Raw genomic sequence first — 14,789 nt, 5'->3', positions numbered from 1 at the left:
CATGAAACACACTAAGTGACTGAATCATATGAAACTAATACTTGGCATCAGTCTTGCATATATTCAATTGCGTACTTCTCCAAAATAACGCTCACCTCGCCCGCACTGCCTTTTCAGGCACTGCGGGCTTTTTTTACCGTTCTACAAATTGTCATTCCATAAAAATATTTTCATATTTTGTTGCATGTCGGCTACAGGACTATAATTGCACTAAATCAATCAAAAGGAATACCGATATGAAATGGACAGATAGCCAGGCTATTGCAGAAGCACTCTACGACAAGTTTCCCGACACCGATCCCAAGACCATACGTTTTACCGACCTGATGGAATGGGTCATGCATCTGGACGGCTTTAACGATGCGGCAGACCATTGCGGCGAACGCATTCTGGAAGCCATACAGCTCGCGTGGATTGACGAAGCAGCATAAGCACCCGCATGTTTGAAACCCTGTTATGGCTGTTCATCAAACACTTTATCTGTGACTTCCCGTTGCAGGCGCATCCGTGGATGTACCAGAACAAAGCCAGCTATGGGCACCTGGGCGGCCTGACGCACGCCGCGATCCATGGCGCCGGCACCTATCTCGTGCTGAGTGTATTGCAGGTGAACGATGCATGGGTGCTGGCGCTGGCTGACCTCGCGGTTCACTACCATATCGACTGGGCAAAGATGAACATCAATAAAAAATTCAAACTGAATGCCGACAACAGCGAATGGTTCTGGTTTTTACTGGGTTTAGACCAGCTGCTGCACCATCTCACCTACTTCGCCATTGTCTGGTGGGCATTCAGGGCCTGATGCGCCCAACCCGCCCTTAGCACGTTCACACCCATGACCAAGAATACATTCATCTCGTTAATCGTGTGGCTAAGCTTGGCGGCGTTGATCTATTACTTTGCCGATAACATACAGAACCCGAACAAACTCAGCCGCCTGGGCAATGCTGATTCGGTCGTGCTGAAGCGCGGCCCGGATGGGCATTACCGCAGCGAAGCGCTCATCAACGGCGAAAAAGTAAATGTGCTGGTTGACACGGGCGCCACCGGGGTAGCGATATCACAGAAAGTCGCAGACCGGCTCAAGCTCAGAAGCATCAACGCCGTGCGCACCACTACCGCCAATGGTGAGAGCATAGCTTACATGGTACGCCTGGAGTCAGTAAAGATTGGCGGGGTGAGTGCCAACAATGTTGCGGCAATGATCGCTCCCGGCCTGGATGGCGATGTGCTGCTCGGCATGTCGTTTCTGGGGAGAATGGATGTCCGGCTGTACAAAGGCGAGATGACCATCAGCCAGGTCTACGAATAAGCGGAACAGTTCCATGGTTTGAATGGGGTTGCCTGATCGCCAGCCCCCATTCAAATCACTTGCAAACGCTCTAAGTAATGACGGTTGGCGCAGTGCGGCCGGTTCTTTCCGCCAGCTGCGAGATCTGCAGCGCAATCTGGATCATTTCTGCCAGTGCGACCTGTGCATCGAGATAATGTTTGGCGCTATCCGGTTCAAATGCTTCCAGGTAGATACGCAAGGTTGCACCCTCTGTTCCGGTTCCGGACAGCCTGAACACGATACGGGAACCGTCGGTAAACAGGATACGCGTACCCTGGTTAGTGCTGACCGAACCATCGATCGGGTCCAGGTAGCTGAAATCATCGCAGCTGCTCACTGTATAGCGGCCGAAACCCTGGCCCGGCAAAGCACTGAACTGCGATTTGATATGCGCGATCACGCTATTGGCGGCATCGGTCGGGATGGATTCATAATCATGGCGTGAATACACATTGCGGCCAAATTCGCGCCAGTGTGAAGTCAATATCGCCTCTACGCCCTGCTTCCTGGCAGCAATGATATTGAGCCAGAATAATACCGCCCACAAACCGTCTTTCTCGCGCACATGGCTGGAGCTGGTGCCAAAGCTTTCTTCACCGCACAGGGTGACCTTGCCGGCATCCATCAGGTTGCCGAAGAACTTCCAGCCGGTGGGCGTTTCAAAACATGGGATATTCAGCTTGGCGGCAACCCTGTCCACCGCGCCGCTGGTCGGCATCGAACGGGCCACACCCGCAAGGCCGCCTGCATAAGCCGGCACCAGCGTTGCATTTGCTGCCAGAACTGCCAGGCTGTCTGAAGGCGTCACGAAGAAATTCTGACCAAGTATCATGTTGCGGTCACCGTCACCGTCCGATGCCGCACCAAAGTCCAGTGCATCCTCGCCGGCAAACATGATGTTCACCAGGTCTTCAGCATAAGTTAAGTTCGGGTCGGGATGGCCGCCGCCGAAATCCTCTGATGGCTCACAGTTCATGAGGCTGTCTGCGGATGCGCCCAGCCGGTTCACCAGGATTTCTTTGGCATAAGGCCCGGTGACCGCATGCATGGCATCAAACTTCATCTCGAAACCATTCGCCAGCAGTTTCCTGATCGCGGGAAAATCAAACAGGCTCTGCATCAGGTCAGCATAATCCTGCACCGCGTCGATGATTTCCACCGTGAACGTCTCTCCGGCATTCACGCCCGAAAATTCAGTACAGCCGATCGCATCGATATTCACTTCCGGCACATCGGCAACTTTATACTGTGTAATCAGCTTGCTTTTTGCGTACACTTCATCCGTGATTTTTTCAGGTGCCGGCCCGCCATTGCCGATATTGTATTTAATGCCGAAGTCACCGTTCACGCCGCCCTGGTTATGGCTGGCAGATAGCACCATGCCGCCGAATGTGCGGTATTTGCGGATGACATGCGATGCCGCAGGCGTAGACAGTATGCCGGCCTGGCCGACAAGAACGCGTGAGAAGCCATTCGCGGCAGCCATGCGGATGATGGTCTGGATCGCATGGCGATTGTGGTAACGCCCGTCACCGCCGACTACCAGCGTAGCGTTGGCCGGCACGGTCAGCGTATCAAAAAAACTTTGTACGAAGTTTTCCAGATAATTAGGCTGCTGAAAAACTTTAACTTTTTTGCGTAACCCGGAAGTGCCGGGTTTCTGGTCATTAAAAGCTTGGGTGGGAATCAGGTTAACTTTCATCGCATCTACTCATGTCAACATCATTGAAGACAATATAAATGATGTTGATGAACTCAACAACTGTTCATCATTGATTTATAAAAATGACGGCACCAGGACAGGCAGCCGGGCTGTGAACCAATGCAACCGCAGCCCTTATCACCGCCGGTGGCGTACCACTGCAGCAAGCGACAGGCCTATCGGCAGGCGCCCCGGGAAAAGCATATGTCTTTCCATGGAAAGCATGCCGGCAAACACACGGTTTACGAATGCGGGCGGCAATTCATCACCGGTAGGCCGGATGCCGCGTATCTTTGCATATAAACGACTGGCTACCGCAACCGGCAGCAAAGAGAAATTAAAATATGAAACCCATGACACCGCCAGCCCGGCCTGCTCCATCACCCGCATCAGCTGCCCGCGCGCATAGCGCCGGTGATGATGGAGCTTGACGTCATGCTCACTCCACAGCATGGGCAGCGCAGGCACCGTCACAAAAAGATAGCCATCCGGCGCCAGCCGGTGCGACAGCGCCTCGACAGCCAGCACATCATCCGCGATGTGTTCCAGCACATCGAACATGCAGATCAGGTCAAACTGCCGCCCTTGGAACGGCACGGCATCGGGCAGCTGCCCACGGTGGATTTCTGCGCCGCATGCGTTCTTGAGCGCGATATCCAATGCGGCATCATTCATCTCGAATGCGCAGGTGGCGCCTAATTGAGAAAGTATTGCGAGGTTACCGCCAGTACCGCACCCGGCTTCCAGGATCGCAGGGTTCTGCGGCAGATCCATCTTGCCGATCACATGTGAAATGATCGCCCGCCTGCCCTGGAACCACCAGTGCTCACGTTCCACTGACTCCATCTGCAGGTAGACTTCAGGATTCATGCTGCGCCATGACGCGCTTCGTGGGCATCACTCCCGCCCACGGCGGGATCAAAGCCTACCGTACGGCGAACGATGAAAATCGGCCGCTGCTTGGCCTCGACATAAAGGCGCCCGATATATTCACCGATCAATCCGACGCTCACGAGCTGCATGCTGCCCATGAACAGAACCGCGACCAGCAGTGAAGCGTAGCCAGGCACGTCGACCCCCGAAATCAGTGTGCGCAGGATGATAAAACAGGCATAGGCGGCAGACAGGCCGGCACCGATCAGGCCGATATAAGTCCAGACCCTTAAAGGCACTGTGGTAAAACTGGTGATCCCCTCCAGCGCGAAATTCCAAAGCCGCCATCCTGTAAATTTGGTTTTACCCCCTACCCGCGGCGCACGCGTGTAGTCTACAGTCACGGTCTTGAATCCAACCCAGGCAAAAATACCTTTCATGAATCGCTGGCGCTCCGGCAATGCACGCACCGCATCTACCACCATGCGGTCCATCAAGCGAAAATCACCGACGTTGTCCGGCAAATGCGTATTGGATAATTTGTTATAAAGACGGTAAAACCACTGTGAACTCTGGCGTTTTAACAATGAATCGGAATCCCGGTTGCTGCGCCGGGCGAGCACTACATCCGCGCCTTTCTGCCATTGTGCGACCAACGCATGGATCAGCTCCGGCGGATCCTGCAAATCTGCATCGATCGGGATGACCGCCTGGCCGGTGGCATATTCAATGCCGGCAGTCAGCGCGGCCTCCTTGCCGAAATTGCGCGACAGCTCGACCACGCGCAGCCTGGGGTTGGCTTCCGCCATCTGCATCAATATGGATAACGAGTCGTCCGTGCTGCCATCATCGACACAGACCAGCTCATAATCCCCCTGCGCGACCGCTTCAACAACCGGCAGCAAGCGCGCGAAGAATTGCTGCAATACCAGTGCCTCGTTATAAACGCAGACAATGACCGAAAGTAGCGGTGGATTTACAGGTGTCATCAGAAGTTCTTTTTTTACACTCGTACACTAGTAGACACGCTACTGCCATTGAAGTCAACTCCGGAAAACTGCGGCCAGGCCAGACCTGGCGCTTTACCGTCTTGGGAAGCCGGGGTTGACGCACCGTTTAATCATCAGGGCATGTAAAAACTGGATTTCTGCTTCACATGCTCTTTAGAGTTAACGGATTCAACGTCAAACATAATGGGATGCGTGCCTCTGCGGATTGACCCGTCGGCAATCTGCAAGCGCACGGCGACCAGTCTTTCACTTGCCGGATTGACGGTAAACTCGGTTTCTGAAGCGATCGAGACGCCCTGCAGGCCATGCACCGATACCCTGTAAGCGTGCTGGCTTTCCGTCACATTGGTCAATTGTATCTGATATACGTTTTCCACCATGCCTCCGGGAGCCATGCGTGACATGACGCCACGGTCACGGTTGACATCGACCTTGAACGCCGGGCGTATCGACAGGGAGAATACCAGCCCTAAAGACAGCAGGATTAACAGTCCGCTATAGATCAGTACGCGCGGACGTAATATTTTCCTGATGATCTCACGCTGTGACCAATGTTTCTCAACGCCATTCTGGGTCGAAAACCTAATCAAGCCTCGTGGGTATTGCATCTTGTCCATGATGCTGTTGCATGCGTCAACACAGAGGCCGCAGCTGATGCACTCATACTGCAGGCCATTCCTGATATCGATCCCAACCGGGCATACCTGCACGCAGAAGCTGCAATCGATACAGTCACCCAGGCCTTCCTTTTTCGCATCCACGCTGCGCGAACGGCCACTGCGTGGCTCGCCGCGCGCCTGGTCATAAGTCACGATGAGGGTGTCATTGTCAAACATGGCGCTCTGGAAGCGGGCGTATGGACACATGTGCCTGCAGACCTGTTCACGCAGGAAACCGGCATTGCCGTAAGTGGCAAAGCCATAAAAACAGATCCAGAATGTTTCCCATGGGCTTAATCGATACTGGATGATGTTATCCAGCAGATCCCGCACCGGCGAAAAGTAGCCAAGGAAAGTAAACCCGGTCGCCATTGAAAAACCGATCCAGGCGGCGTGTTTCAGGAATTTCTTATAAAACTTCCTGAAACCGAAGGGCATACTGTCCAGGCGCATGCGGGCAGCGCGGTCCCCTTCAATCTTGCGTTCCATCCATAAGAATATTTCGGTATACACGGATTGCGGGCACGAAAAACCGCACCATAATCGCCCGGCAACCGCCGTAAAAAGGAACAATGCCAGTGCAGAGATAATCAGGATAATGACAAGGTATATCAGATCCTGAGGGTATAGCACCAGACCAAAAATGTAAAAACGATGCGTGCTGACGTCGAGCAGCATCGCCTGCCTGTCATTCCACATCAGCCAGGGCGTGCCGTAGAACACGATCTGCGTAACCCAGATCATGATCCAGCGCCAGTTCTTGAAGATGCCGGATATATTGCGTGGATATATCTTGTGCTGCGCTTCATAGGTTGGCCTCAACTTATCTGCCGAATGATCGCTTGCGATTGGAATCACTTTCCTTGATGGCTTGCTAGCTGTTGTCATGCTGTTTCCTTACTTGATGATTGCATTATTCAAACCCACACCCCTGGGTCTGGCCGTGACCGATGCGTTTAACTGAGGGGCACGCCCGGCAACTGATAGGACTTCTGATACGGCTCGGTAAAAGTACCCAGCGCTTCCAATGCCAGCTGGGGATCATGCCCTTCTTTAATCAGGAAGCTGTCAAAGCCGCACCTTGCCATATAAAAGACCGTGTCTATCATGACGTCGCCGACCGCCCTCAATTCTCCGTGCCAGCCGTAAATGCTTTTAATCAGCTGGGCTAAGGAATAACCACGGCCATCGGTATAACTTGGGAAATCAATCGCAATAAATGCGACATCCGCGGTTTGAAACAGCCCGGTTTGCAGCAGAGCGCCCTGCTTACCTAATGTAGCGGCCAGATCCGTGTCGGACGAAATGAATATGCCGACCGGAAATCTGCGGTTTAATAAGAGCTCACGCTTTTCCAGCCAGGCATCCAGTCGCATCATCCAATGCTTCTGGTCAGGCGGGATGCCTGAAAAACCATTGATTTCAGAACCGTTCGTTTCAGCGCCTGCATCGAACAAAAGCGCTTCATTCAACTCAATTTGGCCGTTACGCAGCAGCCTTGGGGTCACCTCAAACATGGGTCTCTTTCGATAAAGTCAAAGATTTGGAAAATAAAGGATCGGCATAGACATCTTTCTTGAATGGCTCGATTCCAAGCCTATGCACCGCATCGACAAACCGCTCCTCTTCACTGTCGCGCAGCCTCAGATAGGTGTTTATCAGGCGGGAGATCACATCCGGTATCTGTTCACGGGCAAATGAAGGCCCAATCACCCGCCCGATTGCAGCGCCGGCGCCATTGGCTCCAGCGCTGTCAGTTCCTGAACCGCCAGCGCCTGCATCAGCCCGGGCGCGATGAGCCAGGCCATGACCGAGGTGATTGTCCAGCGCCCCGCTTTGCCTGCCGCCTATCGTGATCTGGTACCACTCCTCCCCGGCTTTATCGACACCCAGTATGCCGATATGCCCGATATGGTGGTGGCCGCAGGAATTCATGCAGCCGGACAGATTGAGGTCCAGCTCGCCAATATCGTAGATATAATCAAGATCGGAAAACCTGCTTTGTATGGCTTCTGCAATCGGCAGCGTGACCGCATTCGCCAGGCTGCAGTAATCCCCGCCCGGGCAGGCAATGATATCGGTAATGAATCCGATATTCGGCGTAGCCAGGCTCAGCAGCTGCAACTCCTGCCACAGCATGTAAAGATCGCTTTTCCTGACATCCGGCATGATGATGTTCTGCTCGTGGGAGATGCGCAGCTCACCGAAACCATACTTCTCAGCCAGGTCGGCTACCGCATCCATCTGGTCTGCGCTAATGTCACCGGGAGGCGCACCGGTTGCCTTTAATGAAATGGTGACCGATGCATATCCGGACACTTTATGGGGATGGACGTTGGTGCGCGACCAGCGATTGAATTTCGCGTCGGCTGATAACTGGCTGAAATAGAATGTCTCGCTGATTTCAGTATCCAGGTCGTATTCCGGCCACCTGAATTTGCCTGCGATGCTTGTTACAAACGCTTCGCTTACGGTATCCGGGCCGCCTTTGATCAGCTGCCATTGCGCATCGACTTCATGCGCGAACACTTCCGGCGTCAGGTCTTTCACCAGTATCTTGATGCGCGCCTTGTATTTGTTATCGCGCCTTCCATGCAGGTTGTACACCCGCAGCGTGGCTTGCAGGTAGGTCAACAAATCCTGCCACTCCACAAAAGGTTTGATGAGTTTGCCTACGATCGGCGTCCTGCCTAAACCGCCGCCTACGAAAACCCTGAAACCGAATATTCCATTGCGCTCTACAGCCTGCAGGCCGATATCATGTACGCCGACGGCAGCCCGGTCGGTCATGGATCCGCTCACTGCGATTTTGAATTTACGGGGCAGGAATGCGAATTCAGGATGCAGCATCGACCATTGGCGGATGATTTCGCACCAGACCAGGGGATTGATGAGTTCATCAGCAGCAACGCCGGCGAAGTGATCCGTGGTGGTATTGCGGATGCAATTCCCGCTGGTCTGGATCGCATGCATCTGCACCGTTGCAAGCTTGGCCAGCACATCGGGGGCATCTTCCAGCCGCAGCCAGTTAAACTGGATATTCTGCCTGGTGGTCAAATGGCCATAACCCTTATCCCAGCGGCGGGCGACATAAGCCAGTGTCCGCAGCTGTTTTGAAGTTAACATGCCATAGGGAATGGCAACCCGCAGCATAGGCGCATGGCGCTGGATATACAGGCCATTCTGCAACCGCAGAACGCGGAACTCCTCCTCTGTCAGCTGGCCTTTCAGGAACCGCTGCGTCTGCCCCCTGAATTGCGCAACGCGCTGCTCTACCAGCCTCTGGTCAATTTCATCATAGATATACATGCCATCACCTTAAATTTCCGGCTGACTGAAATGCCGGGTTGTTTTAACAGTGATCAAGATATAGATTTGCCGGTTTTTACAACAGAGACAGTTGCGCTAAAAAAAAGCATAACAGATGGGAAGGAACCACCACGCGTTTACCAGACGGTTTTGAACCACTCTATGATGGCAGATCAAGCCCCCGAAGGCGGGCACGGGCATGCAAATCAAGAAGTTGCCTCCCGGCAATCAGGCGATTGAAATCACCTGAATCGCCGGGAGGCCATTCAGCAGGGATTAAATATCCGTGATCGGCAGCAAACCAAGGGTCTTGGCTTCATCGAACAGACCCGTCATCTTCCAGTTCTGCCGCAGTGCACCGGCGCCATAATTACGTGAGCCGCCTACAGCCTCAGCCAGCAGCTGCAAGCGTGCCGCCTCTTCAAGCAGGATGATGGTATCCGTCAGCTCGCGGATACCGGCCTTGCCCCAGACGGTGCCGCCGCCGTTGGCTTCCACGATGGCAAAATTGTGCGGGTTCTCATTTACTTTTTCGACGATAAAATCCACTTCCGGTTGCAGGCGGTTGATGTAGACCGGGAGTTCACGCACGAGGTGGTGACGGTTCAGCGCAACATAATTGATAGGGAAAGTACGGTGCGTTTGCCCCCACGCCGCCAGGTACAGGGTGTGGACATGTGAAATGATGCTGACTTCAGGACGCTCGATGAACAGTTTGTTATAGCGCTTGCCGCCAGTGTGGTGCCCGGCATAGACAGTACCGTCAAAGCCGATGATTGCCGGCGTGATTTCAGCACCTCTATCCCATGGGCCGGGATCGTTCACCACCACCAGTTTCTCATGCCCCGGAACGCGCACGGTAAAACCTACTGTGCCGTAGGCCGTTGTCGTATCCGTCTCACGCAGCACCTTAAAGGCATGAGCCGCCTCGCGCGCTACGTTCTGTGCAAATGCCGTTACATCGGCGGCTAATTCGGTATCAATCTTTCCCATTTTAAAACTCCTTGAATATGAATAAATAAAAAATCACGCAGCTTTTACCTGCGTTTGATCATGTGCATCCAGCCACTGCCGGGCAGCAGCCAATGGACGTGGATCGATCCATGCATCCAGATCAAAATCACGGTCCAACACCCCATGCAGCAGTGTGAAATTCTTCTGTATCCTGAATAGATCCAGCAACTCTCCGGATAGGGTCGGCTGCAATGAATGATGAAACCCGTTGCGGTATGCGGTGGCGACACCCTCATCACCGGAGCGCGTCTCACTTTTCAATATGGCATGCACGCCTGCCAGATCAGACGCCGCCCAATCTGCGGCACGCAAGGTCTGCGCCAGAAACCGCACTAAAAGATCAAAGTGGTTTTCAATGAAATCTTCATGCACGGTGATAGGCCTCGGCGTGCCGTTATTGACGCGGTACCTGCGGTCGGTAAAGTGATCGATGTCGATACCCACCACTGCACCGTAGCGCTTGGCTGCATCTACCGCAGAGGCGCCTTTGACATAAACCGCATCCACTTCGCCGCGCGCCAGATATTCCAGCCCTTCCCACAGGTTGCCCAAGCCAGCCCCGGTCTCCTGGCCGGAACCCACCTCGACAAAGTTCACGTCATCCAGCGTCAGGCCGTCATGTGCCAGCGCACCCTTGATGCCTTGCAGGCTCATGCCGCGGGCAATGCTGCTGCCGCGGACATGGGCAGGAATTTCACGCGCTACATAAGCGGGTAAGGCCACGCGCAGGCCTTTCAAGTCAGCCGGTTTGCTGATGCCGGAACCAGGCCGCACCAGGATCACCTGCCATTCATCTATCCATGTCAGGCCGATGAGCTTTGTCCTCGCCCCCTGCGCTTTTGCCGCAAGCGCCAGTAGGCTGCCGCCCTCGCGGATCAGGCTGCTGATTTCATGGTCGTAATGATGGCGCGCCAGTGCTTTCGGTGCGTCCTGTATGGTTGCCACCGATATGCCATCGCCTGCGAACTCATCCTGCAGCCACCCCAGTTTATATGCCAGGCCGGTTGCCGTGGGTACCGGGCAGCGGGTAAACCAGATTTCCTTCAGCGCTGATGCATCAGCCTGAGATGACGATAATTGGTTTGCCATATCGATTAACCCACCGCACGCAGGATTGCAGTATCGGTTTTACCGCGCAGCAGCGGCAGCACTTCTTCACCGACACGATACGCTTCTTCCAGATGCGGGGTGCTGGCCAGAATGAATGCGTCAGCGCCTAAGGCCACCAGCTCGTCAAGCCGTTCCGCCACCTGCTCGTAACTGCCGACAATACCGTTAGTCTGTCCGCCGCGCAGCAAGCTGAAGCCAGACCAGACATTGGGCTCGATAATCAGGTCTTTATAGCTGTTGATCGTGGTCGGGCGGTTGCCGCGCTGGCGTGCAGCGCCTACGGAATCGCTGCCGTCCGGATTCTGGAACTTATCCAAAGCCTCGCGGCTCAGGCTGTTAAAGCCTTTTTCAATCTCGGCCCAGGCCTCCTCCTCTGTCGGGCGTGCAATAATGTCTACGCGAATGGCGCATTTGATCTTGCGGCCCAGGATTTGCGTACGCGTCTTCACGCGGTCGAATTTCTCGCGCAGCTGGTCAAACGGCTCCAGCCAGGTCAGGTAATAATCCGCATGCCTGGAGGCGGAAGCGAGCGCTGCATCGGATGAACCTGAAAAATAGATCTCAGGATATTCTTCTTTGGATAAGGGATCGGCCAGACCGGCATCTTCCACCTGATAGAACTTGCCCTGATACGAGAACGGGCCGCCGTTCCAGACACCTTTCAATACATCCAGAAACTCGGTTGTGCGGCCATAGCGGTCATCATGCGATGCGGAATCACCCCACCATAACTGTGCCGGGCCACCACCACCGGTAATGATGTTATACAAGGCGCGGCCGCCGGTCGCACGCTGCAGGCTCGCGGTCATTCTCGCAGCCACGACCGGGTTCAGGAAGCCAGGCTGGAATGGGATCATGAAACGGAAAGTAGAGGTCTCACGTGCCAGCAATGAAGAAATCACCCACGGTTCATCCGTCATCGGGAACGATGGGATCAGCCCGCCCTGGAAACCTGAAATCTCTGCAGCATGTGCGATCTCGGCAATGTAATCTATGTAGTTCGCACCGTTGCTTCCTTTGCCCACGCTGCCGGACTCAGCCTTGGAATCGTCACCCGGGAACCAGTCGCCGCGATGCGGAGTACGGTTGCGGTGTGAACTGGGTTCCCCGTGAGTCGGGATACGCCAAAAAACATCAATAGTCATAAAATATTCCTTTAGTTAATTAAGCCGCACGGCGTTGGTCACGTGCGATTTGAGCGCGAACAGCAGGCAATACGTATTCCCCCAGGCGGCAGGCCTCTTCAAAATGGGGAACCGATGAAAGCAGAAAGCTCGTGATGCCGGCTGATGCGTAATCAACCAGCGCCTGCGTGACCTGCGCATAACTGCCTACCAGGGTAGCGCTGGCGCCGGTAATGTCTGCTGAAAGCCCTGCCCATAGATGCCTGCCTGCAAGCTGGGCATGGCTGCCGTTTTTGTTAGCTGACTGCTCACGGAACCTATGTGCGTCAGAAATGGCCTCCTGCTCCGTTTCACGCGCAACGATATCGATACGCAGGCCAAAACCGAGCTTGCGTCCATGCTGCCTGGCAAGCGTAGTTAATCCATCGACCTGTTGCCTGATCTCATCCACACCTGCAGCGTCAAAAATATGTACATCAGCGCTTCTTGCAGAAAGTGCCAATGCTTCGCTGCTATTGCCGGATAGATATACCGGCGGTACTTTATGGTTAGCCAGCGCACCCTGGAAGCCGCCATTCAACACCTCGAAATATTTACCTTTGAAGGTGTAAGGAGCCTGCGTCAGCACGCCGCGGGCAACTGTCACGAACTCCTCGATACGCGGGATGATTTCATCATCTGCGGCAAAATCGCCCAATGAGCGGCGATGCTGCGCATTGCCGCCAGCGCTGATCTGCCATGCAAACCGGCCATCAGTGAAGCGCTGGTAACTTACGGTGTTCTTTGCGGCATATACCGAAGAGCCGCGCGAAGCGTCAAACTCGGTCAACAGCTTTAAATGCCTGCTGCCGCGCGCAACATAGCCGGCAACGATCCAAGGCTCATCGCCATTGATGTCTTCAGGGATACGGATTCCTTCAAAGCCGGCAAGCTCGGCAGCACGGGCTACCTGGTGCAGGTAATCAAAATAGTTAAAATTCAGACCGCGCGGGTCAGTCACCCCTTCCGAATAAGGGTGGCGGGCTGAACTGCGTTCACCGCGGCGTTCTTTTTTACTGTTCCCATAGCGGCCATCACCGCTGGTCGGTAATTGCCATAAAAATTCAGTCGTCATGCATTGGCTCCTTAAGTTAATCTGAATCCGTTAGCTACAAAAATATAGCGACAATGCACTTAAAATTGCAGGATGCATGCCAATATCAGGCATCAATCAAAATAACCATATCCATATGATTGATATAGGTATTTTTAAATACGAATGAACTGTGAATGAGAGATAGGGTGAATTTCTGCTGCAAAATCAACAAAGCCGGAAGCAGCACTGTTGATTTTGCAGAACATGGACAAAACACTGAAATGACAGCTATGCCGTTTTTTTGAAGATGTTCTTTATGAATGCCCTGAAACCCGGACATACCGCCAGCCAGACCGGAATCCAGAGCAGGAATATATCCTGCAGCACAAACCCTTTGCTGAGAAAGCCGCCCAGGGTTGCACCGGCAAAGCCGCCAGCCATGCCTACCATGGTGAACAATCCGGAAACATGCCCCATGTTCTTGCCGGAATGCGCCAGCCGCGAAATATTGACCAGATGGTTAAGCGCCTGCCCGATCGCCTGCAGCACAGCGCCAATCAACAGGCCGATAACGCTGCTGCTCAAGCCCAGGAACAGCAGGCCAGTGATCAAACTGCCATGGCTCAAGTTATAAGTGGTTTTCTCGCCCAGTTTCGCCACAAAATGGCCAAGCAGCAGCAGTACGGCAACAAAAGTCGCCCCTTCCACCACCATGAGCGTAATCCCCTGCTGTGCGCTCCAGTTGAACTGCCTGACGGCAATGATGATGATGAAGGTGCCAAAGAAACCGCGCACCATGCCGCCCAGGCCATCATAGATGCATACCTGGCGCACCATCGGGTCTGTCAGGTAGCGCAGCATGTCTTTTACGCCGCCGCTGACACTTCTGGCGTCATCCATGCTGCGTGTATGCGAGAGAATGGAAAAGCCGTAGAACGCCATCACCGCAAACAGGATGCTGGTGATCCAGTAGCTGCCATGCACCCCGAAATGGCTGGAAGCCAGATTGCCCAGCAGCGGCCCAACCAGGCCTATGCCCAGCATCAGCGTGCCCCGGTACCAGCCTCCGCGGCTGGTACCGACCTCCGGCAGGCGCTCCAGCCATGACGTGTTCATGGCAACCACGCGGAATGGGATACAGATGCCCGCAATGAATAAAAACAGCGCTGCCAGATACCAGGAACTGGAGTATCCGATCAATGGGTAGAGCGCCATCGCGCCCAGGCTGGAGATGCCATATACCCAGCGGGCGCTGAAACGGCTGATGTAAATACCTGCCGGCAGCGACATCAGCATCATGGACAGGCTTTCCGCACCGATCAGCAGCCCGATCTGCCAGGACTCCGCATTCAGGTGCAATGCCAGCAGCGTCACCAGTATCTTGTTCATACCGATGGTGATGCCGCTCATCAAGGCAAGGCCTACAAATGCAAATGTAAAATGGTTGGTCGCCAATAATCGTGGCTGTGTATTGAGCGTATTCGACTGACTCATGTTGATGCGCTTTCAAATTCTAATTGGATAAATGATGGTGCTTCGTGCTGATGCAACGGAGATGGGTCGGTTTGCCGATAAAAATG

Annotated in this window: 14 protein-coding genes; 3 read left to right on the top strand and 11 right to left on the bottom strand. The window is 54.1% G+C overall.

The annotated features are described in order from the left end of the window. Nucleotides 1-236 precede the first annotated feature (236 nt). Genes iscX through GQ51_RS00635 form a run of 3 tightly spaced genes read left to right on the top strand, consistent with a single transcriptional unit; the run spans nucleotide 237 to nucleotide 1,312 of the window. Nucleotides 237-431 (top strand): Fe-S cluster assembly protein IscX, encoded by a 195-nt coding sequence (gene iscX / locus GQ51_RS00645; protein WP_047548513.1) that lies wholly within the window; start codon nucleotides 237-239, stop codon nucleotides 429-431. Nucleotides 432-439: 8 nt separating this feature from the next. Next, nucleotides 440-802: a DUF3307 domain-containing protein gene (locus GQ51_RS00640; RefSeq protein ID WP_047548510.1), complete on the top strand. Its 363-nt coding sequence runs from the start codon at nucleotides 440-442 to the stop codon at nucleotides 800-802. A 33-nt stretch (nucleotides 803-835) separates the two neighbouring features. Next, on the top strand, nucleotides 836-1,312 hold the full coding sequence (locus GQ51_RS00635) for a retropepsin-like aspartic protease family protein (RefSeq protein ID WP_047548506.1): 477 nt from the start codon (nucleotides 836-838) through the stop codon (nucleotides 1,310-1,312). 70 nt (nucleotides 1,313-1,382) lie between these two features. On the opposite strand, the gene GQ51_RS00630 is transcribed toward GQ51_RS00635, so the two are convergent. The 11 genes from GQ51_RS00630 to GQ51_RS00575 form a co-directional block, all read right to left on the bottom strand. After that, nucleotides 1,383-3,035, bottom strand: coding sequence for an alpha-D-glucose phosphate-specific phosphoglucomutase (locus GQ51_RS00630; RefSeq protein ID WP_047548503.1), 1,653 nt, complete (start codon nucleotides 3,033-3,035; stop codon nucleotides 1,383-1,385). A gap of 138 nt (nucleotides 3,036-3,173) precedes the next feature. After that, nucleotides 3,174-3,905 carry a class I SAM-dependent methyltransferase gene (locus GQ51_RS00625; protein WP_047548500.1) on the bottom strand — a complete coding sequence of 244 codons (732 nt, stop codon included), beginning with the start codon at nucleotides 3,903-3,905 and terminating at the stop codon, nucleotides 3,174-3,176. Beyond that, on the bottom strand, nucleotides 3,902-4,897 hold the full coding sequence (locus tag GQ51_RS00620; RefSeq protein WP_081987059.1) for a glycosyltransferase family 2 protein: 996 nt from the start codon (nucleotides 4,895-4,897) through the stop codon (nucleotides 3,902-3,904). Before GQ51_RS00620 ends, GQ51_RS00625 begins: the two co-directional genes overlap by 4 nt. 134 nt (nucleotides 4,898-5,031) lie before the next feature. Further along, the gene (gene ccoG, locus GQ51_RS00615; protein ID WP_047548497.1) at nucleotides 5,032-6,465 is read right to left on the bottom strand and encodes a cytochrome c oxidase accessory protein CcoG; all 1,434 of its coding nucleotides are present in this window, start codon (nucleotides 6,463-6,465) and stop codon (nucleotides 5,032-5,034) included. 68 nt (nucleotides 6,466-6,533) lie between these two features. Continuing rightward, a complete protein-coding gene (locus GQ51_RS00610; RefSeq protein WP_047548494.1) occupies nucleotides 6,534-7,094 on the bottom strand; it encodes a DUF934 domain-containing protein in 561 nt (186 codons plus the stop codon). Beyond that, nucleotides 7,087-8,886 carry a nitrite/sulfite reductase gene (locus GQ51_RS00605; protein ID WP_047548491.1) on the bottom strand — a complete coding sequence of 600 codons (1,800 nt, stop codon included), beginning with the start codon at nucleotides 8,884-8,886 and terminating at the stop codon, nucleotides 7,087-7,089. Before GQ51_RS00605 ends, GQ51_RS00610 begins: the two co-directional genes overlap by 8 nt. Before the next feature lie 276 nt (nucleotides 8,887-9,162). Continuing rightward, nucleotides 9,163-9,879, bottom strand: coding sequence for a class II aldolase/adducin family protein (locus tag GQ51_RS00595; RefSeq protein ID WP_047548484.1), 717 nt, complete (start codon nucleotides 9,877-9,879; stop codon nucleotides 9,163-9,165). 33 nt (nucleotides 9,880-9,912) lie between these two features. After that, nucleotides 9,913-10,989: an ABC transporter substrate-binding protein gene (locus GQ51_RS00590; protein ID WP_047548483.1), complete on the bottom strand. Its 1,077-nt coding sequence runs from the start codon at nucleotides 10,987-10,989 to the stop codon at nucleotides 9,913-9,915. Nucleotides 10,990-10,994: 5 nt separating this feature from the next. Then, a complete protein-coding gene (locus GQ51_RS00585; RefSeq protein WP_047548480.1) occupies nucleotides 10,995-12,155 on the bottom strand; it encodes an LLM class flavin-dependent oxidoreductase in 1,161 nt (386 codons plus the stop codon). A gap of 19 nt (nucleotides 12,156-12,174) precedes the next feature. Continuing rightward, nucleotides 12,175-13,248 (bottom strand): LLM class flavin-dependent oxidoreductase, encoded by a 1,074-nt coding sequence (locus GQ51_RS00580; protein WP_047548477.1) that lies wholly within the window; start codon nucleotides 13,246-13,248, stop codon nucleotides 12,175-12,177. 249 nt (nucleotides 13,249-13,497) lie between these two features. Then, complete coding sequence (locus tag GQ51_RS00575) at nucleotides 13,498-14,703, bottom strand: MFS transporter (protein WP_081987058.1); 1,206 nt, start codon at nucleotides 14,701-14,703, stop codon at nucleotides 13,498-13,500. Nucleotides 14,704-14,789 lie beyond the last annotated feature (86 nt).

It is taken from the genome of Methylotenera sp. G11 (genome assembly GCF_000799735.1).
In the GTDB taxonomy this organism is placed as follows: domain Bacteria; phylum Pseudomonadota; class Gammaproteobacteria; order Burkholderiales; family Methylophilaceae; genus Methylotenera.
Note: the sequence above shows the minus strand (reverse complement) of the source record. Positions and strands in the feature narration are given on the sequence as shown.